The sequence below is a fragment of the Jatrophihabitans cynanchi genome, from assembly GCF_027247405.1.
GTDB classification, from domain to species: domain Bacteria; phylum Actinomycetota; class Actinomycetes; order Mycobacteriales; family Jatrophihabitantaceae; genus Jatrophihabitans_B; species Jatrophihabitans_B cynanchi.
The window spans coordinates 3,045,292-3,069,368 of sequence record NZ_CP097463.1 but is presented as its reverse complement, the minus strand read 5'-3'; the positions used below and the strand labels follow the sequence as shown (position 1 = coordinate 3,069,368).

General features: G+C 70.5%; 18 protein-coding genes. 10 read left to right on the top strand and 8 right to left on the bottom strand.

Annotation, left to right across the window (positions count from 1 at the left end; translation table 11 throughout):
• Nucleotides 1–16 precede the first annotated feature (16 nt).
• Entirely contained in the window at nucleotides 17–487 is a 471-nt protein-coding gene (locus M6B22_RS14990) for a hypothetical protein (RefSeq protein WP_269442368.1), read from the bottom strand.
• Nucleotides 488–1,115: 628 nt separating this feature from the next.
• Between M6B22_RS14990 and M6B22_RS14985 the strand changes: the two genes are divergently transcribed.
• Both M6B22_RS14985 and M6B22_RS14980 read left to right on the top strand, forming a co-directional pair.
• Entirely contained in the window at nucleotides 1,116–3,257 is a 2,142-nt protein-coding gene (locus M6B22_RS14985) for a RecQ family ATP-dependent DNA helicase (protein WP_269442367.1), read from the top strand.
• 183 nt (nucleotides 3,258–3,440) lie between these two features.
• Nucleotides 3,441–4,079 (top strand): DsbA family oxidoreductase, encoded by a 639-nt coding sequence (locus M6B22_RS14980; protein WP_269442366.1) that lies wholly within the window; start codon nucleotides 3,441–3,443, stop codon nucleotides 4,077–4,079.
• Nucleotides 4,080–4,113: 34 nt separating this feature from the next.
• Here M6B22_RS14980 and M6B22_RS14975 read toward each other — a convergent pair whose 3' ends face one another.
• Nucleotides 4,114–7,584, bottom strand: a complete 3,471-nt coding sequence (locus M6B22_RS14975) for an indolepyruvate ferredoxin oxidoreductase family protein (RefSeq protein WP_269442365.1) — start codon at nucleotides 7,582–7,584, stop codon at nucleotides 4,114–4,116.
• Nucleotides 7,585–7,706: 122 nt separating this feature from the next.
• Here M6B22_RS14975 and M6B22_RS14970 point away from each other — a divergent pair, with 122 nt between their 5' ends.
• Nucleotides 7,707–8,162 (top strand): Lrp/AsnC family transcriptional regulator, encoded by a 456-nt coding sequence (locus tag M6B22_RS14970; RefSeq protein WP_269442364.1) that lies wholly within the window; start codon nucleotides 7,707–7,709, stop codon nucleotides 8,160–8,162.
• A gap of 4 nt (nucleotides 8,163–8,166) precedes the next feature.
• Here the strand turns inward: M6B22_RS14970 and M6B22_RS14965 are convergent, their stop codons facing one another.
• Nucleotides 8,167–9,345 carry a DEAD/DEAH box helicase gene (locus tag M6B22_RS14965; protein WP_269442363.1) on the bottom strand — a complete coding sequence of 393 codons (1,179 nt, stop codon included), beginning with the start codon at nucleotides 9,343–9,345 and terminating at the stop codon, nucleotides 8,167–8,169.
• A gap of 473 nt (nucleotides 9,346–9,818) precedes the next feature.
• Between M6B22_RS14965 and M6B22_RS14960 the strand changes: the two genes are divergently transcribed.
• From M6B22_RS14960 to M6B22_RS14935, 6 genes are all read left to right on the top strand, one after another.
• Complete coding sequence (locus tag M6B22_RS14960) at nucleotides 9,819–10,880, top strand: fatty acid desaturase family protein (RefSeq protein WP_269442362.1); 1,062 nt, start codon at nucleotides 9,819–9,821, stop codon at nucleotides 10,878–10,880.
• Between the two features lie 181 nt (nucleotides 10,881–11,061).
• A complete protein-coding gene (locus M6B22_RS14955) occupies nucleotides 11,062–11,265 on the top strand; it encodes a cold-shock protein (RefSeq protein ID WP_269442361.1) in 204 nt (67 codons plus the stop codon).
• 87 nt (nucleotides 11,266–11,352) lie between these two features.
• Nucleotides 11,353–11,721 (top strand): PRC-barrel domain-containing protein, encoded by a 369-nt coding sequence (locus M6B22_RS14950; RefSeq protein WP_269442360.1) that lies wholly within the window; start codon nucleotides 11,353–11,355, stop codon nucleotides 11,719–11,721.
• Between the two features lie 53 nt (nucleotides 11,722–11,774).
• Complete coding sequence (gene acnA / locus M6B22_RS14945; RefSeq protein WP_269442359.1) at nucleotides 11,775–14,567, top strand: aconitate hydratase; 2,793 nt, start codon at nucleotides 11,775–11,777, stop codon at nucleotides 14,565–14,567.
• A gap of 53 nt (nucleotides 14,568–14,620) precedes the next feature.
• The gene (locus tag M6B22_RS14940; protein WP_269442358.1) at nucleotides 14,621–14,953 is read left to right on the top strand and encodes a carboxymuconolactone decarboxylase family protein; all 333 of its coding nucleotides are present in this window, start codon (nucleotides 14,621–14,623) and stop codon (nucleotides 14,951–14,953) included.
• Nucleotides 14,950–15,411, top strand: coding sequence for a carboxymuconolactone decarboxylase family protein (locus M6B22_RS14935; protein ID WP_269442357.1), 462 nt, complete (start codon nucleotides 14,950–14,952; stop codon nucleotides 15,409–15,411). The genes M6B22_RS14940 and M6B22_RS14935 overlap by 4 nt, the downstream gene beginning before the upstream one ends.
• A gap of 30 nt (nucleotides 15,412–15,441) precedes the next feature.
• Here the strand turns inward: M6B22_RS14935 and M6B22_RS14930 are convergent, their stop codons facing one another.
• Genes M6B22_RS14930 through M6B22_RS14910 form a run of 5 tightly spaced genes read right to left on the bottom strand, consistent with a single transcriptional unit; the run spans nucleotide 15,442 to nucleotide 20,162 of the window.
• Complete coding sequence (locus tag M6B22_RS14930; RefSeq protein ID WP_269442356.1) at nucleotides 15,442–16,353, bottom strand: PLP-dependent cysteine synthase family protein; 912 nt, start codon at nucleotides 16,351–16,353, stop codon at nucleotides 15,442–15,444.
• Nucleotides 16,350–17,558, bottom strand: a complete 1,209-nt coding sequence (locus M6B22_RS14925) for a dihydrolipoamide acetyltransferase family protein (protein WP_269442355.1) — start codon at nucleotides 17,556–17,558, stop codon at nucleotides 16,350–16,352. Before M6B22_RS14925 ends, M6B22_RS14930 begins: the two co-directional genes overlap by 4 nt.
• Before the next feature lie 10 nt (nucleotides 17,559–17,568).
• The gene (locus M6B22_RS14920; protein ID WP_269442354.1) at nucleotides 17,569–18,561 is read right to left on the bottom strand and encodes an alpha-ketoacid dehydrogenase subunit beta; all 993 of its coding nucleotides are present in this window, start codon (nucleotides 18,559–18,561) and stop codon (nucleotides 17,569–17,571) included.
• The gene (pdhA, locus tag M6B22_RS14915) at nucleotides 18,558–19,640 is read right to left on the bottom strand and encodes a pyruvate dehydrogenase (acetyl-transferring) E1 component subunit alpha (RefSeq protein ID WP_269442353.1); all 1,083 of its coding nucleotides are present in this window, start codon (nucleotides 19,638–19,640) and stop codon (nucleotides 18,558–18,560) included. The genes M6B22_RS14920 and pdhA overlap by 4 nt, the downstream gene beginning before the upstream one ends.
• Before the next feature lie 51 nt (nucleotides 19,641–19,691).
• Nucleotides 19,692–20,162: a CBS domain-containing protein gene (locus tag M6B22_RS14910; protein ID WP_269442352.1), complete on the bottom strand. Its 471-nt coding sequence runs from the start codon at nucleotides 20,160–20,162 to the stop codon at nucleotides 19,692–19,694.
• A gap of 159 nt (nucleotides 20,163–20,321) precedes the next feature.
• Here M6B22_RS14910 and M6B22_RS14905 point away from each other — a divergent pair, with 159 nt between their 5' ends.
• Complete coding sequence (locus M6B22_RS14905; protein WP_269442351.1) at nucleotides 20,322–24,074, top strand: nitrate reductase subunit alpha; 3,753 nt, start codon at nucleotides 20,322–20,324, stop codon at nucleotides 24,072–24,074.
• The last annotated feature ends 3 nt before the right edge of the window (nucleotides 24,075–24,077 follow it).

The window sequence follows — 24,077 nt, the reverse complement described above, 5'->3', positions numbered from 1 at the left end:
CAACGATCTTGACCACTTACACAGAAGACTTGACAGGCTCGTGCACCGCGGACAGGTACCCCGAGCGGAGCAGGTCGAACGTGTCCCACAACCGCCCGGTGAGTTCGCTGGCGGTGTCGAGGCGGTCCTGGGTGGTGGCCGGCGCCAGGTGCAACGCCAGCGCGGCCTCGTCGCGCAGGAACGCCTCGCCGTCCGGGTCACGGCGGGCGAGCTCGGTCAGCAGCTCACTCTGTTTGGCATCGACCAGGGCCCGCAGCCGGTCACAGGCCTGCAGGGCGTCGATCAGGCCGGTGTCCGAGAGCCGGCCCGGCAGCAGCGACTCCACCGCGGTCAACACCGCACCCGAGGGCGTCAGCACGGTCGCCGCGCAGGCGACCTGGTCCGGTCGGTGCAGCACGTCCGACGCGGTAGGTAGTGGGGTGCACTGGGCGGGGTCGACCAGGTCGACGGTGATCCCGTCGACGATGATCTGATCGGATTCGCCCATGCGTCTGATTCTACGCCATCGCCCCGACATGTCAATGCTTTGGGACCGACTTTCGCCATATTTTGCAAGCAGATTCCGACAGAAGGAGCACGTCCGTAGCGGATGCAAACCACCAGCGAGAGGCGGCCCAGCAACGCAAGCCAAGCCGGCACCCAGCTCCTCGTCGGTGCGCACTTCGACGGAGAGCAACCACGAGCGGTCGGCAACTCGACAGCGGCAACCGACGAGAGCCGGTTCTGAGAGCCGGTCCCGTTCGACGCAGAGCAACGCAAGCGAGAGGCGACTCGGCAGCGGCGAACCGACCAAGCACCCAGCTCCTCGTCGGTGCGCACTTCGACGGACCGCAACCGAGACCAGCAGCGACCCAGCAGCGCAGGCTCGACCAACAGCGGGTCCCCCGTCGCAGCGCCCGTCGACGCAGTGCCGCCCGAGCGAACGGCGACCTGGCAACACACCCGGCCGAGCACCCAGCTCCAGGCCGGTGCGCCCTTCGACGCAGAACCGAAGCGCAGTATCGCCCCCAGCAGGCGACACCCGAGCAGGCGAGGAGTCGCAAAGACGCGGCGCGCTTCGCTGCCTCGCTGTGGACAACGGGCGATCCGTCAGCACGGACTGTTAGACAGGACGGATGGCCACCCCTACCCGGCAACTGAACGGCGCCGCACTGGAGCACACGGCATTGCGCGACCGGGCCGAGGAGCACCTGCGCGCGCTCGCCGGTCCGGACGCGGCGCTGCGAACAGATCAGTGGACGGCGATCGAGGCGCTGGTCGCCGATCGGCGCCGGGCCTTGGTGGTGCAGCGCACCGGCTGGGGCAAGTCGGCCGTCTACTTCGTGGCCACCGCACTGCTCCGGGCCGGCGGAGCCGGGCCGACCGTGATCGTCTCGCCACTGCTCGCCTTGATGCGCAACCAGATCGCGGCTGCCGAGCGGGCCGGCATTCACGCCGTCACGATCAACTCGACCAACGTCGAGGATTGGCAGCACACCTACGACGCGGTCGCGCGCGGAGACGTCGACGTCCTGCTGCTCTCGCCGGAACGGCTGAACAACCCGGAGTTCCGCGACAACGTGATGCCGCGACTGGCGGCGTCCTGCGGCCTGCTGGTCGTCGACGAGGCGCACTGCATCAGTGACTGGGGGCACGACTTCCGGCCCGACTTCCGCCGGCTGCGCACGCTGCTACCGCAGCTGCCGTCCGGGATCCCGGTGCTGGCCACCACGGCTACGGCGAACAGCCGCGTCGTGCAGGATGTCGCGGACGTTCTCGGGCTGGGCGCGTCCGACGACGACGTGCTGGTGCTGCGCGGCAGCCTGGATCGCGAATCGCTTCATCTCGGCGTCGTGCACCTGCCGGACACCGCGCACCGGCTGGCCTGGCTGGCCGAGCACCTGGCCGCGCTGCCGGGCTCGGGCATCGTCTACACGCTGACGGTCGCCGCCTCGCAGGAGGTCGCCGGCTACCTGCGCGAACGCGGCCTGCCCGTCGCGGCGTACTCGGGGCAGACCGAGCAGACCGAGCGGCTCGCCGCCGAGGACGACCTGATCCACAACCGGGTCAAGGCGCTTGTCGCGACGTCGGCGTTGGGCATGGGTTTCGACAAGCCGGACCTGGCCTTCGTGGTGCACTTCGGCGCGCCGTCCTCACCGATCGCGTACTACCAGCAGGTCGGCCGCGCCGGCCGCGGCGTCGAGCGCGCCGAGGTGGTGCTCTTACCCGGCAGTGAGGACGAGGCGATCTGGTCGTACTTCACCTCGGTCGGTTTCCCCGCCGAGCAGCAAGTGCGCACGGCCCTGGGGGTCCTGGCCGGCTCCGGGGGGCCGCTGAGCCTGGCCGCGCTGGAGACCCGGGTCGAACTGTCCCGCTCGCGGCTCGAGGCGATGCTCAAGGTGCTGGACGTCGACGGCGCAGTCACTCGGGTCAAGGGAGGCTGGGTCGCGACGGGCGAGCCGTGGCACTACGACACCGACCGGTACGCCAGAGTCGCCCAGGTGCGCCGCGACGAACAGCAGGCGATGCGCGACTACCTGGGCACCGCCCGTTGCCGGCTGCGGTTCCTGCGCGAACAGCTCGACGACGCGGAGGACGAGGACTGCGGCCGCTGCGACAACTGCGGCGGCCTGCACCTGTCCACCAGCGCGTCAGACACCGCGGTGAGTGCGGCGACGGCGACGCTGCACCGGCCGGGCGTGCCGTTCGACCCACGCCGGATGTGGCCCTCGGCGATGCCCAACCTCGGCGTGGACGTGCGCGGCAAGCTCGGGCCCGGCGAGCTGGCCGAGCGCGGCCGGGCGCTGGCGCGCTACACCGACCTGGGCTTCGGCGCACAGCTGCGCACGCTGCTCACCGGGGACGCGCCGGACGGCCCGGTCCCGACCGAGGTGCTGCGCGCCTGCGTCCGCGTGCTGGCCGAGTGGGACTGGACGCGGCGTCCCGAGGCCGTGGTACACGTCGGCTCGCTCCGGCGGCCCGCGCTGGTCGGCGACCTGGCGGCCCGGCTCGGCGAGGTCGGCCGGCTGCCGCACCTGGGGGCGGTCACGCACGTCGGCCGGTCCGCCCGCGCGCGCTCGAACAGCGCACTGCGGTTGCGCGAGGTCTGGGGCAGCTACGTCCTCGGCGACGTGCTGGCGGCCGCGGTCGATGGGCGCGACGTGCTGCTCGTGGACGACTACACCGATACCGGCTGGACGCTGACCGTCATCGCCCGGCTGCTGCGCGAGGCAGGCGCGAGTGGGGTGTTCCCCTTCGTGCTCGGCATCGCCTCGTGAGTCACGCGAGCAGATCTGTACAGCCATGTACGTGGCCGTACAGTGCGGCGTCTGCTCGCCCGGCTGGAGCTGCATGACGTCTCAGCAGTCTCGCGGTCGACCTCGGGACGAAGTGCCGACTACAGACACCGGGCTCGGCAACCTGACGGGAAGCGTTCGCCGGGCGCCGCGGTTGTAGTCGACATGCAGGTCGAGATCTTCTCCGATGTCGTGTGCCCGTGGTGCTACCTCGGCAAGCGCCGCTTCGAGCAGGCGCTGGCGCAGTTCGAGCACCGCGACGAGGTCACCGTCGTGCACCGCTCCTTCCAGCTGGACCCGTCCGCTCCCGCCGACGCCGGCCCCACCGTGCAGATGCTGTCGAGCAAGTACGGGATGAGCATCGAGCAGGCCGAGCAGGCGCAGCGGCAGATGGAGCAGCGCGCCGCGGGCGACGGGCTGCATTACGACCTGGCCGGGCAGCGCAGCGGCAACACGCGTGACGCGCACCGGCTGCTGCAGTTCGCCCGAGAGCAGGGCCGCCAGGATGAGCTCGCGGAGCGGCTGTTCGCCGCCTACTTCACCGAGCACCGCTCGGTGTTCGACCGCGAGTCGCTGCTCGCCCTGGCTGCGGAGGCGGGCCTGGACCCGCAGGCGGCCGCCACCGTGCTGGATTCGGACGCCTTCGCCACGGAGGTCGACCACGACCTCGCCGAGGCCCGCGCGCTCGGCATCACCGGCGTCCCGTTCTTCGTGCTCGACGGCCGCTACGGCGTTTCCGGCGCGCAGCCGGTCGAGCTCCTGGCGACCGCCCTCGAGCGGGCCTGGTCGGACAGCGCCGCCTGAGCGGTCAGCCGGCAGCGGTCAGCCGCTTGAGCGGTCAGCCCGCGGCGATTCGGCGCAGCGCCGCTGCGGACGCGGCGCGGAACTCGGCAACCCGGGCCAGCTTGAGCTGCTCGTAACCGCGGATCGCCTCGGGCAGCCGCAACAGCGCGATCACCTCGGCGAGGTTGCCGGCGTCCACGTGCGCGAGCCCCTGCGCCGCCAGCTCGCGGTACTCGGCCACCAGCTCGCGCTCGGTGCGGCGCATCGCGCTGTAGGCGAAGAGGTCCAAGCGGGTGCCGCGCAGCCGCCGCGCAGCCCGCAGCAGGGCGAACAGCGGGGTGGCCGTCCGGCCCAGCCGCAGCTTGCGGTTCATGCCGAGCGCACGCAGCACCGGCGGGTGCAGCAGCACCGTCGCGGTCGCGTCCGGGCCGAACTCGGCGCTGAGCCGCGCCCGCTCCACCCCGTCCAGGTGCAGCCGGGCCACCTCGTATTCGTCCTTGTACGCCATCAGCTTGTGCAGGTTCTCGGCGTACGCGCGGACGAGCCCGTCGGAGGCCGCCGCGACCCGTGACGCCGCGGCACGCGCGAACTCGCGCACGTCGTCGGCGTAGCGCCGCGCGTACGCCTCGTGCTGGTAACCGATCAGGTCGGCGACCCGAAGTGCCACCGCGTCGCCGAGCGCGCCGGACAGCCCGGTCGTCGCGGCCATCGCGCGCGCCGCCGCGTCCACCGCCACCACGGGCAGCTCCGGCGTCGCCCGCGCCGCCTCGAGCGCGGCCGGGTCGGCCACCGCGGCTCGGCCCCAGGCGAACGCGGCGAGCGTGACGTCGACCGCGGCGCCGTTGAGCCGGATGGCCTGCTCGATCGACTCGGCGCTGATCGGCAGGCAGCCGCGCTGGTACGCGGCACCGACCAGCAGCATGTTCGCCGGCATGTGGTCGTCGAAAAGCTCCTCGGCGAGCCGCTGCGCGTCGAGGGACACGATCTCGCAGGTGGCGGCCGCGATGCGCTCGAGGGCCTCGGCGGGCGAGCCCGGCAGCACCACCCGGTTGGTCACCATCTGCGCGGTCGGCACGAGCGCGGTGTTGACGATGGCCACGGTGCGCGCCGGATCGGCGACAGCCAGGTTGGAGTCCGCGGCGGCACCCAGCAGATCGAAGCCGATCAGCACGTCGGCGCTGGAGCGTGACGCACGCAGCGCGCCGCTGATCGGCTCCTTGCCGATCCGCACGTCGCTGACCACCGGGCCGCCCTTTTGCGCCAGCCCGGTCTGTTCCAGCCCCGCGGCATGCAGCCCGTCCAGGTGCGCGGCCATCTGCAGGATCTGGGACACGGTCACCACGCCGGTGCCGCCGATGCCCGGCATGCGCACCAGCACGCCGGCCGGCCCGAAGGCACGCTGCGGCGCGGGCAGGTTCGCGGGCGGCTCCGGGACCGCCCGGCGCGCCTTGCCACCCGGGCGCACCAGCAGGAACGCCGGGCAGTCGCCCTTCGTGCAGCTCACGTCGAAGTTGCAGGACGCCTGGTGGATCTGCGTCTTGCGGCCGAACTCGGTCGCGACCGGCTGCACCGACAGGCAGCTGGACTTGTCGCCGCAGTCGCCGCAGCCCTCGCAGACGCGCCGGTTGATCACGATGCGCTCGGCGGCTGTCGTCAGCGTGCCGCGCTTGCGCATCCGGCGTTGCTCGGCTGCGCACTGGTCGTCGTGGATCAGCACGGTGACGCCGTCGACGCCCGCCAGCTCACGTTCGACCTCGGCGAACTCGTCGCGATGCCGGACGGACGCGATCGGGTCGAGCGCTACGCGACGGTAGCTGCTCGGTTCCGGCGTGGTGATCACGATGCGCCGCACGCCCTCGATCGCGAGCAGCCGCGTGATCGCCGGTACGTCCAACCTGCCCTCGGCCCGCTGACCGCCGGTCATCGCCACCGCGTCGTTGTACAGCAGCTTGTAGGTCATCGTGACGCCGGCGGCGACCGCGGCGCGGACGGCGAGCGAGCCGGAGTGGTGGAACGTGCCGTCGCCGAGGTTCTGAACGAAGTGGCGGTCGCCGGTGAAGGGGGCGAGGCCGATCCACTGCGCGCCCTCACCGCCCATCTGGGTCAGCCCGACCTGATGGCCGCGGCCGTGCCCGTCCAGCGCGATCATCGCGTGACAGCCGATCCCGACCCCGACCAGCGTGTCCTGGTCGGCCCGCGTCGAGGTGTTGTGCGGGCAGCCGGAGCAGAAGTACGGGACGCGCGCCGCGAGGGTGTTCAGGGCGGTGCGCGGACGCGGACGGGGCGCCCGCATCGCCTGCAGTCGCGCGACCGCGGCGGCAGGCAGCCGGTCCGCGCCGATCCGTGCGGCCAGCGCGAGGGCGACCGCCTGCGCGTCGAGGGCGCCCCGAGCGGTGAGCAGCGGCCGGCCGTTCTCGTCGAAGCGGCCGACGACGCGCGGCCGGTCCTCGCGCTCGTACAGCGCCTGCTTGAGCGTGTCCTGCAGGAACGGCGTCTTGTCCTCTACGACCAGCACCTCGGCCAGCCCGTCGGTGAGCTCGGCGAGCGCGTCCGCGTCGAGCGGGAACGGCATCGCGAGCTTGATCAGCCGGATGCCCAGCGACTGCAGGTCCGCCTCGTCCAGGCCGAGGTCGGCGAGCGCGCGCAGCACCACCGCGTAGGTGAGCCCGGACGCGAGCACGCCGAGCGTGGCGGTGCGCGTATTGAAGGTGATCGTGTTCAGCTGGTGGGTACGCGCATACGCGCGAGCCAGGTCGAGCCGGCGGGTGAGCTGGTCGTGCTCGGCGTCCAGCGCGGCAGGGCCGACCAGCGCGGCCACCGGCTGACGCGGCGTGCGGTCCGGCTCCGGGATGCCGTTGCGCACGTCGTCCAGTTCGACGGTGGCGCTCGCGTCGGCGATGTCGGCGACGATCTTCAGGCCGGTCCACAGGCCGCTCGCGCGCGAGAGCGCCACCGCGTGCAGGCCGAGCTCGACGATCTCGCCCACCGTGGACGGCGCGAACAGCGGCATCGCCAGGCTCTGGCAGATCAGCTCGCAGCGGCTGGGCACGGTCGAGGACTTGCAGTCCGGGTCGTCGCCGATCCAGGCGACGGCGCCGCCGAGCGGGGCGGTGCCGGCCAGGTTGCCGTGCCGGATGGCGTCGGCCGCACGATCGAGGCCGGGGTTCTTGCCGTACCAGAAGCCGGTGACGCCCTCGTGCCGGCGGCCCGGCGTGTGCGCGAGCAGCTGGGTACCGGCCACCGCGGTGGCGGCGAGTTCCTCGTTGACGCCGGGACGGAAGACGACGCCTGCCGGATCGAGCAACGCCGACGCGCGCTGCAGCTCCAGATCCAGCCCGCCAAGCGGCGAGCCCTGGTAGCCGCTGACGAACACCGCGGTGTCCAGGCCGCGCGCCCGGTCGAGGCGGCGTTGCTCGAGGGTGAGCCGCACCAGCGCCTGGACCCCGGAGATGAGCACCCGGCCGTGCTCCAGCGCGTACTTGTCCGCAAGCGTGACGGCAGGCCGGCCCGGCCCGATGTCGGTCATCCGGACAGTGCAACGGCGCGGGGATCGGCACGCAATGAACTGGCAGGATCTCGGCGCCCTACGCATCTTTTGCTACGGCAGGCCAGCATCTGTCGCCGGAATGTTGCGCCTACACTGCCGGCATGGCCACCCCCGTCGACGTCGACGCCATCGACCGCGCGATCCTCGACCTGCTCGTCGCCGACGGCCGGCGCACCGTCACCGACATCGCCGCCCGGGTGAACCTCTCACCCGCCCCCGTCAAGCGGCGGATCGACCGGCTGGAACGGCTCGGCGTGATCAGCGGTTACAGCGCGATCATCGACCCGAGCCGGCTCGGCACGGGGTTCGAGGCGTTCGTCGAGCTGCGCTTCAGCGGCAGCACCGCCGTCGAGGAGATCCGTGCCGCCGTGGTCGCCGCGCCCGAGGTCATCGAGCTGTGCACCATCGCGGGCGACCCGGACGCGCTGGTGCGCATCCGGGTCAACGACGTGCAGCACCTGCAGCAGGTCGTCGACCGGTTGCGCCGCGGCGGGGCGGTCATCGGGACGAAGTCACTGATCGTGCTCGGCTCCTGGCGCGGCCGGCCGCCGGACTGACAGCTCAGGCGGGTGCTGCGAGTTCGGCGATCGCCGGGTGGCCGGGGCGGACCGCGGTGAAGCGGGCCCGGATCGAGGTTGCCGCGTGGATGCGCGCCATGTCGTCCTGCTGCTGCGGGGCGACCAGGGTGAGTACGGTGCCGCTCGCGCCGGCGCGTGCCGTGCGGCCGGAGCGGTGCGCGTACACCTTCGGATCCGCCGGCGGGTCGTAGTGCACCACCAGGTCGAGGTCGTCGACGTGGATCCCGCGCGCGGCCACGTCGGTCGCGACGAGCACGCGGTTCTGGCCGGAGGTGAACCCGTCGAGCGCGCGGCGGCGCTGGTTCTGGTTCAGGTTCCCGTGCAGCGCGGCGGCGTCGATCCCGCGGGTGCGGAACTGCCGCGCCAGCCGGTCGGCGCCGTGCTTGGTGCGGACGAAGAACAGCGTGCGCGGCTCGCGCGCGGCGATCTCGGCGGCGACGGCGACCTTGTCCTCGTGAGCCAGCCGGAAGACCTGGTGATCCATCGCCGCGGCCGGCACCTCGCCGGTGTCCACCCGGTGCACCACCGGATCGGACAGGTAGCGCGCCACGAGCCGATCGACGTCGCGGTCCAGAGTTGCCGAGAACAGCAGGCACTGCCGCGTGGGCGGCATGGCGTTCAGGATGCGGGTCACGGCCGGCATGAAGCCGAGGTCGGCCATATGGTCCGCCTCGTCCAGCACCGCGATCGACACCGAGTCGAGCACCGCGGCCTTGCGCTCGATCAGATCCACCAGCCGGCCGGGGGTCGCGACGAGCACGTCGACCCCGCGCCGCAGCTCGGCGATCTGCTTGTTGATCGGCATCCCGCCGACCACGACCAGCATGCGCAGGTGCACCTGGTCGGCGAGCGGGCGCAGTGCGGCCTCGACCTGCTGCGCCAACTCGCGGGTGGGCAGCAGCACGACGGCGCGCGGGCGGGTCGGCCGTGACGTCCCGGACCCGGCGGCGAGCCGGGTGAGCAGCGGCAGTCCGAAGGCGAGCGTCTTGCCCGATCCGGTCCGGGCGCGGCCGAGAACATCGCGGCCGGCCAGGGCGTCGGGCAGGGCCGCGTCCTGGATGGCGGTGGGCTGCGTCAGGTTCGCCGCGGCGAGCGCCTCGACCAGCACGGCAGGCAGCCCGAGTTCGGCGAAGCTGCGGCCGGGCGTCGTTGCGCTCGGCACGGGCGCAACGGCCGGGCGCACGAGCGCCGGGCGCTTCGAGCTGGGCGCGGGCCGGTGCGCCGCGGTGCGTGCGCCGGCCGGGGCCGGCACCGGCTGGTGACCTGCGCCGGGACGCCGACCGCGGCGCGACCGGCGACCGGCCGGCGCGGCTGCAGACGTCGCTGCAGGCAGGGGGGAACGAGATGAACTCACGTGTATTCCAAAGAACGAGTGGCTCGCGATCGGCAACAACCTCGCAGGTAGCGGAGGCTGGCGATCAGCAGAACCGTGGCGGGAGGCTCGCCCGCAAGAGGCGCGGCGGAAAATGCCGCTTCAGCCAGCCTACCAGCCGCGCCCGGACCGAACGGCACGACCGGACGGGCCCTCCACTTGTGCGGGGTCCGAGTGCACCTGGCGTGATCATGATCCAGGCGTCATGCTGGGCAGAGATCCGGCGGCACACGAGCATGTCGGCGCCGACGAAGGTTCCCCTCTTGACCCTCACCGTTGAGACCCGTCCGGCGGACGTGCGCCGCGGCAGCGAGTTCGCCATCTTGTCACGTCAGATCCGGCAGGCGAAGCTGCTCGATCGCCGTTACGGCAGCTACCTGCTGCGCATCGCGGTGACGCTGGCCGCGTTCGCCGGTGCGTGGGCGACCTTCGTCTGGCTCGGCCAATCGTGGCTGCAGTTGATCGTGGCCGCCGCGCTCGGCGTGCTGTTCACCCAGGTCGCGTTCCTGGGCCACGACGGCGGCCACCAGCAGGTCTGGCACAGCCGCCGCGCGAACGACCTGCTCACCATCGTGGCCGGCAACCTGCTGGTCGGGCTGAGCTTCGCCTGGTGGGTCGACAAGCACAACCGGCACCACTCGCACCCGAACCACGAGGGGCAGGATCCGGACATCGGCGACGGCGTGCTGGCCTTCACCACCGACCAGATCGCCGCACGTCACCGCCGGCTGGGCCGGTTCATCGGTCGCCACCAGGCGGCGTTGTTCTTCCCGCTGCTGCTGCTCGAGGGCCTGAACCTGCACGTGTCCAGCGCCCGCCACCTCACGGCCGCGCCGGTCGGGCGCTCCGGGCGCTACCGGACCGTGGAGATCGTGCTGCTCGCACTGCACGCCGTCGCGTACCTCGCGGCGCTCGTCCTGGTGCTGACGCCCGCTCAGGCGGTGGCCTTCTTCGGCGTGCACCAGGCCGTGTTCGGGCTGTACATGGGATGCTCGTTCGCCCCGAACCACAAGGGAATGCCCACCATCAAGGCCGGCAGCAAGATCGATTACCTGCGGCGCCAGGTGCTGACCTCGCGCAACGTGCGCGGCGGCTGGTTCACCGACCTGCTGCTCGGCGGGCTGAACTACCAGGTCGAGCACCACCTGTTCCCGAGCATGCCGCGCGCCAACCTGCGCAAGGCACAGGCAGTCGTGCGGGCCCACTGCGCCGCGTACGCAATTCCGTACACCGAGACCTCGTTGTTCGGCTCGTACGCGATCGTGCTGCGGCACCTGCATGCGCTGGGCGCTCCGCTGCGCTCGACGGCCGCGACGGCCGGTTGAGCCGCAAACGGTGTTACCGTAGTCCTTGGTTAGGCATTTCTCCTTCACGTCACGGCGCGCGGGATTTCTGCAGCGCGCGACGAAGTCCTCATCCTCTCGGATCGAGTTACGGCGTCGGACGTCACGACCGCGGCCCGCACACACGGTGCGGCTCGGCACAACTCACCGAAAGGAAATCACCATGGCGCAGGGAACTGTGAAGTGGTTCAACAGCGAGAAGGGCTTCGGCTTCATCGCACCCGACGACGGCACCAAGGACGTCTTCGTGCACTACTCGAGCCTGGCGGGCGACGGGTACAAGAGCCTGGACGACAACCAGCGCGTCGAGTTCGACACGGTCGCCGGCCAGAAGGGCCCGCAGGCCGACAACGTCCGCGTCATCTGACGCACGCAGGACAACTGGTCCTGGCCGTGGCGGGCATCCCGCCCGGTCAGGACCGCCCGGCGGTATCAACGCCGGAAGGGAGTACCCGTGAGCCCATCGGAGTTCACCACCGACATCGTGGGACGTAAGGTCCTCGACGCGCGCGGCGAGCGCATCGGTCAACTCGCCAGCCTCTATCTGGACACCGACACCGGCATGGTGTCCTTCGCCGGCGTGGCCATGTTGCGCCGCTGCCGTCGGCGACTGGTGTTCGTCCCACTCGCCGACGCAACCGTTGCCCCGTCGTCGGTCACCGTCAAGTGCGGCAAGGAACTCGCGCGCCGCTGCCCGTCCGTGCGGCCCGGCCACGCGTTGCCCGCCGAGGTCGAACCTGCGCTGTTCGCGCACTACGACCTCGCCTACGCACCTGCCGGATCGCGCCGGGGCACCGGACGGCGGCTTGCCCTGCGCGGCTGACGCGTCTCGGCCTAGGGTGGCAGTGATCCCTACTCCGCCCGAGGAGGACGAGCATGAGTTCGAACACCGTCGGGTCACGTGACCGGCTCCGCGTCACCGGCACGGAGTACGAGATCTACCGGCTGGACCGCCTCGACGGCACCGATCGTTTCCCGTACAGCCTGAAGGTGCTGCTGGAGAACCTGCTGCGCAACGAGGACGGCAGGTTGGTCACCGCCGAGCAGATCGCCGCGCTGGCCTCGTGGCGACCGGATGCGGTACCCGACGCGGACGTGGCGTTCACCCCGGCACGGGTGCTGATGCAGGACTTCACCGGGGTGCCGTGCGTGGTCGACCTGGTCGCGATGCGCGACGCGATCACCGCGCTGGGCGGCGACCCGGCGCGGATCAACCCGCTCATTCCCACCGAACTGGTGATCGATCACTCGGTGATCGCCGACGTGTTCGGCCGCCCGAACGCCTTCCGCGTCAACGCCGAACTCGAGTTCGAGCGCAACGCCGAGCGGTATCAGCTGCTGCGCTGGGCCCAGCGGGCCTTCGACGACTTCAGCGTCGTACCGCCGGACACCGGCATCTGTCACCAGGTGAACCTCGAGTACCTCTCCCGTGTGGTGTTCACCCGCGAGCGTCCCGACGGCGGCCGGCTGGCCTATCCGGACACGCTCGTCGGGACGGACTCGCACACCCCGATGGTGAACGGGCTGGGCGTGCTGGGCTGGGGGGTGGGCGGCATCGAGGCCGAGGCCGCGATGCTGGGCCAGCCGATGAGCATGCTGATCCCGCAGGTGCTCGGGCTGAAGCTGACCGGCGAGTTACCCGAAGGCACCACCGCCACCGATCTCGTGCTGACCGTCGCCGAACTGCTGCGGCGCACCGGCGTCGTCGGCAAGTTCGTCGAGTTCTACGGGCCCGGCGTCACGAACGTCCCGCTGGCCAACCGCGCCACCATCGGCAACATGAGTCCGGAGTACGGCGCCACCTGCGCGATCTTCCCGATCGACGACGTCACGTTGTCCTACCTGCGCCTGACCGGACGGCCCGACGAACAGATCGCGCTCGTCGAGGCGTACGCGAAGGAACAAGGGCTGTGGCACGAACCGGATCACGAGCCCGGCTACTCGCAGACGCTCGAACTGGACCTGGCCGGCGTCGAACCGTCGATCGCCGGGCCGAAGCGCCCGCACGACCGGATCCCGCTCCGCATCGCCCCGCATGCCGTGAGTGCGATGCTCGCCGGGCAGTCGCACGCGGAGGCGGTGCGGTCCGGACTGGACGAGGCGTCAGGTGAATCGTTCCCCGCGAGCGACCCGATCGCGGTCGATCACGACTCCCCCGGCGATCGCCCGCAGGCCCCGTGCGGGTGCGGTAGTCACCATGACTGGCCGCACCAGCGCGTGCCGGTCACGTTCGACGGCGGTGATTCCAGCGAGCTCGACAACGGGCACGTCGTGATCGCGGCGATCACCTCGTGCACGAACACGTCCAACCCGTCGGTGATGATCGGGGCGGCGCTGCTGGCCAAGAAGGCGGTCGAGCGCGGGCTGACCAGCAAGCCGTGGGTGAAGACCTCGCTGGCGCCGGGATCGCGCGTGGTCACCAGCTACTACGAGCGGGCCGGCCTCACGCCGTACCTGGACAAGCTCGGCTTCAACCTGGTCGGCTACGGCTGCACGACCTGTATCGGCAACTCCGGGCCGCTCATCGAGCAGGTGAGCGCCGCGGTCAACGAGAACGACCTCACGGTCTGCTCGGTGCTGTCGGGGAACCGCAACTTCGAGGGTCGCATCCATCCGGAGTGCCGGATGAACTTCCTCACCTCGCCGCCACTGGTGGTCGCGTACGCGCTGGCCGGCACGATGCACGTCAACCTGTTGAGCGACCCGCTGGGTACCGGTAGCGACGGGAAACCGGTGTACCTGCGCGACATCTGGCCGAGCACAGCGGAGGTCACCGAGGTGGTGGACAGCTGCCTGCGGGCCGACATGTTCGCCAGCGACTACGCGGACGTGTTCACCGGCGACGAGCGCTGGCGCGGCCTGGACGTGCCGGACGGAGAGCGGTTCGACTGGCAGCCGGACTCGACGTACGTGCGCCAACCACCCTATTTCGAGGGCATGGAACGCGAGCCGGAGCCGGTGGCGGACATCTCCGGGGCGCGGGTTCTGGCCAAGCTCGGCGACTCGGTGACGACCGACCACATCTCACCGGCAGGCGCCATCAAGGCGGACTCGCCGGCCGGTGCGTACCTGACCGGGCACGGCATCGAGCGCAAGGACTTCAACTCGTACGGCTCGCGCCGCGGCAACCACGAGGTGATGATTCGCGGCACCTTCGCCAACATCCGGTTGCGTAACCAACTCGCACCGGACACCGAGGGGGGCTGGACGCGCGACTTCACCCGTCCGGACGCGCCGGTCGCCACGATCTACGACGCGTCCGTCAACTACGCCGAGGCGGGCATCCCGCTGGTGATCCTCGCCGGCAAGGAGTACGGCTCGGGTTCCTCGCGCGACTGGGCCGCCAAGGGAACTACGCTGCTCGGCGTGCGGGCCGTGATCGCCGAGTCCTACGAACGCATCCACCGTTCGAACCTGATCGGGATGGGCGTGCTGCCGCTGCAGTTCCTCGACGGCCAGTCCGCCGACTCGCTGGGGCTGAGCGGCGAGGAGAGATTCACCATCACCGGGATCGCGGCGCTCAACACCGGTGGCGTACCGGACACCGTGCAGGTACAGGCCGACGGCACACAGTTCGATGCCGCCGTGCGCATCGACACCGCCGGCGAGGCGGACTACTACCGGCACGGCGGGATCATGCAGTACGTGTTGCGACAACTGCTCGGCTGAGGCTCGCTCCTTTTTTACGAGTACGGTAGGTAAAAGAAGGAGGAGAAGAGAAGATGTCCGACTCGCTGTACCACCAGAGCACCGCCGAGACCGCCGCCAGGCGCAAGCAATTGGCGCCGCACACGCACGAGGCCTTCGAAGCCTTCAGCCGTGCGGTGTTCGCCGACGGGGCACTCCCGGAGCAGACCAAGCAGCTGATCGCTGTCGCCGTCGCGCACACCACCCAGTGCCCGTACTGCATCCAGGGCCACACCAAGCTGGCCCATCGCAAGGGCGCCACCGACGAGCAGATCATGGAAGCGATCTGGGTCGCCGCGGAGATGCGCGCCGGAGGTGCCTACGCGCACTCCACCATCGCGCTGGACACCCTTGCCGAGTTGTCATGAGCACTCATCAGCGTCTGGACATCCACAGCGTGGACCCCAAGGCGCAGCAGGCCGTGTTCGCGCTCGAGCGCTACGTGCGCGAGAGCAGCCTGGATCCGCAGCTGTACGAGCTGGTCAAGATCCGTGCCTCGCAGCTCAACGGCTGCGCGTTCTGCCTGGACATGCACAACCGGGACGCCCGCGCGAAGGGCGAGGACCAGCGCCGGCTGGACGTGCTGTCCGCCTGGCGCGAGGCACCCGAGCTGTTCACCGAGCAGGAGCGGGCGGCACTCGCGTTCACCGAGTCGGTCACCCGGATCGGTGAGGCGGGCGTGCCCGACGCGATCTGGGCGGACGTCGCGAAGAGCTTCGACGAGGCCGGCATCGTCGCGCTGCTGATGGCCGTGGCGACGATCAACGTCTGGAACCGGCTCGCGGTCGCCACGCACCAGCAGTTGCCCGAGTCCACGCAGCCGTAGTCCGATTCGGCAGCCGGCCGCCGTCGGCGATCAGTCCAGGTAGTACTCCGCGAGGTACTTCTCGCCCTCGTCGCAGAAGAACGTGACGACGTTCTCCGCGTCGGGGTAGCGCTCGCGCAACTCTCGCGCGGCGATCAGGTGGGCGCCGGAGCTCGGCCCGACGAACAGGCCGAACTCGCGCGCCAACCTCCGCATCTCGGCGATCGCCTGTTCGCTGTCGACCGCGACCATCTCGTCGACCTCGCCGCGGTGCCGGGCGATGATGCCGGGTACGAAGCCGTCGGCGATCCCCTCGATCAGGTGCCGGCCGACCTCGCCGCACATGAGGGTGCACGACTCGTTCGGCTCGACCGCGACGACCCGGCAGGACGGGTTGACCGCGCGGAACGCCTGGCCGACACCGACGATCGTCCCGCCCGTGCCGACGCCACCGACCACCGCGTCCGGCAGCACGCCGTCCGGCAGCTGCCGCAGCACCTCCGGCCCGAGCCAGGTGCGGTTCTCCTCGACGTTCCACTCGCTGTCGAACTGTTGCGGGGCGAAGTAGCCGTCCTGTGCGCCCAGTTCACGCGCCTTCGCCAGCGCATCGTTGACCTGGAAGTCGCCCAGCGTCATCACCTGGGCGCCGAACGCACGCGAGATGGCTGCGCGTTCCGGGCTCATCCCGTTCGGCATGACGACGAGCATCCGGTAGCCCTTAACCGCGGCGACCATCGAGAGCGCGTTGCCGGTGTTGCCGCTGGACGCCTCGACGATCGTGTCGCCGGGCTTGAGCAGGCCTTCGGCCTCGGCCCGCTCGATCATGTACTTCGCGATGCGCGCCTTGATCGAGCCGGACGGGTTCAGGAACTCCAGCTTGACCCAGATCCCGTCGACGCGGATCAGCGGGGTGTTCCCGATCGCGTCGAGGACGGTGCCGTGCTCGACCTGCCGGCGGTTCATGCCAGGATCCGCAGTGGCTGCTCGAGCAGGCCGACCAGATCACGCAGGAACGCGGCGGCGGCCGCACCGTCGAGAACCCGGTGATCGATCGTGAGCGTCAGCTTCATCGTGGTACCGGCGACCAGCTCGCCGTCGCGCACGACCGGCTCGTCGCGCGCGGCGCCGACGGCGAGAATGGCTGCCTCCGGCGGATTGATCACGGCGGTGAAGTGATCGACGCCGTACATGCCCAGATTGCTGATCGTGAACGTGCCGCCGCTGAACTCCTCCAGCGTGAGTTTGCCGGCGCGGGCCCGATCGGACAGCGCGTGTGCCTCGCTCGCGATCGCGCGGACCCCTTTTCGGTCGGCATCGCGGATCACCGGCACGATCAGCCCGTCCGGCAGCGCCACGGCGAGCCCGATGTTCACCTGACCGCGCTGGACGAGGTGATCTCCCGCCCAGGAGGAGTTGACGCCCGGATGCGCGCGCAGCGCGATCGCGCAGGCGCACACCAGCAGGTCGGTGACGCTGATCCGCGGTGCGCCGGTTGCACCGGCGAGCTGGGTGTTCAGCTCACTGCGCAGCGCCAGGAGCGGTTGTGCGTCGACGACCGAGGTGAGGTAGAAGTGCGGCGCGGCGGCGCTCTCGGTCAGCCGCTGCGCGGTGATGCGCCGGATGGAGTTCAGCCGGACCTCGGTATCTCCCGAACCGGGCGCGGCAGAGCCGGCCGGCGGTGTCGTGGCCCGGTCACGCGCGGCGACGGCGTCCTGCACGTCGGCGCGCACGATCCGCCCGCCCGGCCCGGTGCCGGTGATCGTAGCGATGTCGAGCCCGTGCTCGCGCGCGATGGCGCGGGCCAGTGGCGAGGTGCGGACCTCGACCGAACGCGGCGCGGCCGGAGCGGCGGCAGGTGGGCGGGTCGGCTGCGGTGCTGCTGCTGCCGGTGCTGCTGCTGCCGGTGCTGCGGCTGCCTGCGGTGCTGTTGCGTCCGGCTCGCCGATCACCGCGATCGGCTGACCGATCGGCACGGTGGTGCCGGGCTCGACCAGGATCCGGGTCAGCACGCCGCTGTCGTCTGCCTCCAGCTCCATGGTGGCCTTGTCGGTCTCGATCTCCGCGAGCACGTCACCGCGGCTGACCTGCTCGCCCTCGTGCTTGAGCCACTGGGACAAGATGCCCTCGGTCATCGTGTCGGACAGCCGGGGCATGCGGACGTCGGGCAAGGCCGCCTCCTTAGCGCGTGAACCGGGTCGCGTCGAGCACTTCGCCGATCACCTTGGTCAGGTCGTCGGCGTCCGGCAACGCTGCGAGCTCCAGCGCCTTCGCGTACGGCAACGGCACCTCGGCGGCGGCGACCCGGCGCACCGGGGCGTCCAGGTAGTCGAACGCGCCCTCGCAGATGCTGGCGGCGATCTCCGCACCGACGCCGTAGGTGAGCCAGTCGTCCTCCAGCACCACCGCGCGGCTCGTCTTGCGCACCGACGCGCAGATCGTCTCGCGATCGAGCGGGCGCAGGCTGCGCAGGTCAACCACCTCGACCGACACCCCGTCCGCCTCGAGCTGGCGGGCAACCTCCAGCGCGACCACGGTCGACCGGGAGTAGCTGACCACGGTCAGGTCGCTGCCGACCTTGGCCACCGACGCGGTCCCGATCTCGGCGACCTGCTCGCCGTCCGGAACCTCGCCCTTGGTGTTGTACAGCGCGAGGTTCTCCAGGAACAGCACCGGATCGTCGTCGCGGATCGCCGCGGTGAGCAGCGCCTTGGCATCGGCCGGCGTCGCCGGGGCGACGACCTTCAGACCGGGAACGTGTGCGTACCAGACCTCGAGGTTCTGCGAATGGGTCGCCGCCAGCTGCTGCCCACCGCCACCGGGCGTCCGGATCACCATCGGCACCGACACCTGCCCGCCGAACATCGCGTGCATCTTGGCGGCGTGATTGACGATCTGGTCGATCGCCAGCAGGCTGAAGTTGATCGTCATGATCTCCACGACCGGCCGCATACCCAGCATGGCAGCGCCGACCGCGGCACCGACGAAGCCTTCCTCGCAGATGGGCGTGTCGCGCACCCGGGCCGGCCCGAACTCGGCCAGCAGCCCGGCGGTGATCTTGTACGAGCCCTCGAAGACGCCGATCTCCTCGCCGAGCAGGATCACCGACTCGTCCCGCTGCAACTCGGTCCGCAGCGTGTCGTGCAGCGCCTGCCGGTAACTGAGCACCGTCATGACGACGCGTGCGCAAGCGTGAGCAGCGGGTCGCCGGGCAGCTGATGCGGGGCGTTCGGCACCGGAGTCGCGTACGCATGCTCGAACAGTTCGCTCACCTGCGGGTCCGCGCTCGCGTCGGCGAAGGCGACCGCGGCGTCGACCTGCTGCTCGGCCTGCTCGTCGATCCGCCGCGCGGACTCGTCGGTAAGGGTGCCGTCGTCGATCAGCCGGGCGCGCAGCGCGGGCAGCGGGTCGAGTTCGCGCAGCCGCTCGGTCTCCTCCTTGGACCGGTAGCGCGCCGGGTCCACCACCGAATGGCCGCGCAGCCGATGACTGACGGCCTCGAGCAGTCCGGGCTGCCGTTGCGTCCGGGCGCGGGTCAACATCGCGCGCGCCGCGTCACGCACCGCCAGCACGTCGTCGCCGTCGACCCGCTCGCCCTCGATGCGGTAGGAGCAGCCGCGGCGGTACAGCTCCGGCTCGGCCGAGGCGTTCTCGACGGTGGTGCCCATCCCCAGCCCATTGTTGATGATCACGTAGACGATCGGCAGCTGCCACAGCGCGGCCAGGTTCAGCGACTCGTGGAACGCGCCGATGTTCGTGGTGCCGTCGCCCATCAGGCACATCACCGCCTCGGCGTCCGGGCCGGGTTCGCCACGGTAGGTCAGGGCGAGGGCGGCACCGGTTGCGGGCGGGATCTGGCCGCCGACGATCCCGTACCCGCCGAGCAGCCGGGCCTTCTGGTCGAACAGGTGCATCGAGCCGCCGCGACCGCCGGACACGCCGGTGCTCTTGCCGAACAGCTCGGCCATGACGCGGCCGGGCTCCAACCCGCGGGCGAGGGCATAGCCGTGATCGCGATAGGTCGTGAACAGGTAGTCCCGCTGCTGCAGCGCGGCCATCAGCCCGACGACAGTGGCCTCCTCGCCGAGGTTGAGGTGACAGTAGCCGCCGATCTTTGCCATCCGGTACATCTGCGCGGCCCGGAGTTCGAAGGCGCGGATCAGCGCCATCTGCCGGTAGTACTCGAGCAGCGATTCACCGGCAGGCGGTGAACCGGTGTCGGCCTGCGCATGCGCGCCGCCCGGGGCTGCCATGGTTCTCCTTGCTGTGCTCGCTGTACTGGCTGTGTCGCCGTGCTCCGTCGCTCAGGGCCCGGGCGGCTGTTCCTGCAGCGCGAACTCCTCGCGCGCCGCGTGACACTTCGGACATGCCTGCGGCGGCTGCTCCCCGCGCACCGGCTCGCCGCAGACCCGGCACACCCACTCGGTGGCCATCGTGGCGATCACGTCCCGTCGGCTCACCACGCCGATCAGCTCGCCGTCCTGCAGCACCGGGACGCGCCGGATGTGCCGCTCCACGAGCAGGTGCCCGATGTCGCTGACCGGGCAGTCGGCGCTCACGCTGATCACCGCGGTCGTCATCAGGGCCGACGCGTCGCCACCGGGCTTGGCCAGCAGGTCGTACTCGCTCACCAGACCCACCACGGCGCCCGCGTCGTTGACCACCGGCGCGGCGCTGATGCGATGCGCGGTCAAGGTGTCGGCGATGTGCGCGCGTGAGGCATGCAGGTGCACCGTGATCACCGGCGCGCTCATGATCTCGCCCGCAGTGGTCACGACCGTACCGCCGGGTCGTCCGGCTCACGCCGTCCCATGCACCCATGTTTTCACAGCGTGATCGTCAGAACAATGAGGCTGTCCTTTCGCGCGAGTGAGCCGTTATGGTCGGGACGACTGCTGGTCACCCGTTCCTGCCGAGAGAACCGAGGCGCAGGCATGACGCGGACACGCAATACCCAGCGAGCGGGAGCCGATCCGAGCGCGGCCGATCCAGGACGCCGATCGCCGGAGCGACTGGCCCCGCTGCTACCGGGCGGCGAGCCGATCGAATCGTTGTTACGGAAGGCGCAGTTCCTTCAGCCCGGCACCCCGACGCCGGACCATCGCGAACTTCTTCGCGTGGGCGGCCGTGACGCCGAGGCGTTCTACCGCGAACGCTGGCGCCACGACAAAGAGGTGCGCTCGACGCACGGCGTCAACTGCACCGGTTCGTGCTCCTGGAAGATCTACGTCAAGGACGGGATCATCACCTGGGAGACGCAGCAGACCGACTACCCGTCCGTCGGGCCGGACAGTCCGGAGTACGAGCCACGCGGCTGCCCGCGCGGGGCGTCGTTCTCCTGGTACACCTACTCCCCGGCCCGGGTGCGCTACCCGTACGTGCGCGGGCCGCTGCTGGAGATCTGGCGCGAGGCCCGCGCACGCCTCGGCGACCCGGTGCTCGCCTGGGCGGAGATCACCGGCGACCCGGAGCGCACCGCCCGCTACAAGCGGGCCCGCGGCATGGGCGGCTTCGTGCGCGCGAGCTGGCCGGAGGTCACCGAACTCATCGCCGCCGCGCACGTGCACACGGTCAAGGAGTACGGCCCCGACCGGGTGGTCGGCTTCTCACCCATCCCGGCGATGTCCCAGGTCTCCTACTCGGCAGGCACCCGGTTCCTGTCGATGATCGGCGGCACGATCCTGTCCTTCTACGACTGGTACGCGGACATGCCCATCGCCTCGCCGCAGGTGTTCGGCGACCAGACCGACGTGCCGGAGTCGGGCGACTGGTGGAACTCCTCGTACCTGATGATCTGGGGCACCAACCTGCCGATCACGCGTACTCCGGACGCGCACTTCATGACCGAGGCACGCTACCGCGGCCAGAAGGTCGTCGTGGTCAGTCCGGACTACTCCGATCACACCAAGTTCGCCGACGACTGGCTGCCGTGCGCGCCGGGCACCGACGGTGCGCTGGCGATGGCGATGGGACACGTGATCCTCACCGAGTTCTTCCGGGACCGCCAGGTGCCGTACTTCACCGATTACGTGAAGTCCTTCACCGACCTGCCGTTCCTGGTGACGCTGCGCGAACACGGCGACGGCTATGTGCCGGACCGGTTCCTCACCGCGGCGGACCTGGACGCCGACGGCTCGGCGCACCAGACCGTCCTGCTGGACTCCGCGACGGGAGCGCCGTTCTACCCCAACGGCACGCTGGCCACCCACTTCGCCGAGGCCGGCAAGGGCAAGTGGAACCTGGAACTCGGCGGCATCGACCCTGTGCTCAGCCTGTACGGCACGCGTGAGGACGCGGTCGCCGTCGACCTGCCTCGCTTCGACGTGGGTGCGACCGAGGGCGGCAGCGCGATCCGCCGCGGCGTCCCGGTCCGCCGCCTCGGCGGGCGACTGGTCACGACGGTGTTCGACCTGCTGATGGCTCAGTACGCGGTCTCGCGCGACGGGCTGCCCGGCGACTGGCCCACGGGCTATGACGACCCGCAGCCGTACACGCCGGCCTGGCAGGAGGTCATCACGTCCGTCCCGGCGGCAGCGATGACCCGCGTCGCACGCGAGTTCGCGCGCAATGCCGAACTGTCCAAGGGCCGATCGATGATCGCCATGGGCGCGGGCACGAACCACTGGTTCCACTCCGACCAGATCTATCGCACGTTCTTCACGCTGACGATGCTGTGCGGCTGCCAGGGGGTGAACGGCGGCGGCTGGGCGCACTACGTCGGGCAGGAGAAGGTGCGTCCGCTCACCGGTTTCCAGCAGGTCGCCTTCGCGCTGGACTGGCAGCGGCCCACCCGGCACATGACCGGGACGTCCTTCTTCTACCTGCACACCGACCAGTGGCGCTACGAGAGTTTCGGTGCCGAGGAACTGGCCAGCCCGCTAGGCAGGGGCCTGTTCCGGGGGAAGGCTTTCGCGGACACGCTCGCCCAGGCGTCGCGGATGGGCTGGACGCCCTCGCACCCGGCCTTCGACCGCAATCCGCTCGATCTGGCGGACGAGGCCGCGGCGGCCGGCAAGAACGTGAACGAGTACGTCACCGGTGAGCTCCAGGCCGACCGGTTGCACTTCGCCGGCGAGGACCCCGACAACCCGGTGAACTTCCCGCGCGTGATGACGGTGTGGCGCGCCAACCTGCTCGGTTCCTCGGGCAAGGGGATGGAGTACTTCATGCGGCACCTGCTCGGTGTCGATGACGCCGTGCGCGCTGAGGAGTCCCCCGAGCGGCTGCGCCCGAGCGAGGTGCGGTGGCGCGACCCGGCACCACGGGCCAAGCTTGACCTGGTCACCACGGTCGACTTCCGGATGACCAGCACCTGCACCTACTCCGACATCGTGCTGCCGGCCGCGACCTGGTACGAGAAGCACGACATCTCGACGACCGACATGCATCCGTTCGTGCACTCGTTCAACCCGGCGATCGCACCGCCGTGGGAGACCCGCACCGACTTCGAGGTGTTCAAGACCATCGGCGAGTCGTTCTCGCAACTCGCCGCGACGCACCTGGGCACCCGCCACGACGTCATCGCGGCCCCGCTGCTGCACGACACCGCCGACGAGCAGGCCCAGCCCGGCGGCGTGGTGCGGGACTGGAAGCGTGGCGAGTGCGAGCCGATCCCGGGCGTGACGATGCCGCGGCTGGTCACCGTCGAGCGTGACTACGCCGCCGTGGCCGAGAAGATGGCGGCGCTCGGTCCGCTCGTCGAAGGCGTGGGCACCGCGGTCAAGGGCGTGAGCTGGAAGCCGGCCGCCGCCGTCGACCTGCTCGGCCGGGTCAACGGCCGGGTGCGCGGCGGGGTCGCGGACGGGCGGCCGCGGCTCACCAGGGACATCCACCTGGCGGAGGCGATCCTCGCGCTGTCGGGCACCACGAACGGGCAGGTGGCCGTTCAGGGTTGGCATGACCTGGAGGAGCGCACCGGCGTCAAGCTGGCCGATCTCGCCGAGGAACGCTCGGGCGAGCGCATCAGCTTCGCGGACACGCAGATCCAGCCGCGCGCAGTGATCACCTCGCCGGAGTGGTCCGGCAGCGAGACCGGCGGCCGGCGCTACTCACCGTTCGTGGTCAACGTGGAGCGCAAGAAGCCGTGGCACACCCTCACCGGACGCATGCACTTCTTCCTCGACCACGACTGGATCATGGAATACGGCGAGAGCTTGCCGACCTACCGGCCACCGCTGGACTACGTGCGACATTTCGGTGAGCAGGGCCTGCGCGACGCCGGACGGCCGGAGATCACGGTGCGCTACCTGACGCCGCACTCGAAGTGGTCGATCCACTCGGAGTATCAGGACAACCTGCACATGCTGCGGCTGTTCCGCGGCGGACCCGTGATCTGGATGAGCCCGCTCGACGCGGCGAAGATCGCAGTCGCGGACAACGACTGGATAGAGGCCTACAACCGCAACGGCGTGGTGGCCTGCCGGGCAGTGGTCACCCATCGCATGCCGGAAGGAACCGTGTTCATGTACCACGCGAAGGACCGGCACCTGATGACACCGAAGTCCGAGGTGTCCGGCTGGCACGGCGGCGGCGACAACTCGCTCACCCGCCTGGTGGTCAAGCCGACACACATGATCGGCGGTTACGCGCAGCTGTCCTACGGGTTCAACTACTACGGTCCCACCGGCAATCAACGTGACGAGATCACCGTGATCCGCCGCCGCGCCCAGGAGGTCGAGTACCGGTGAGAG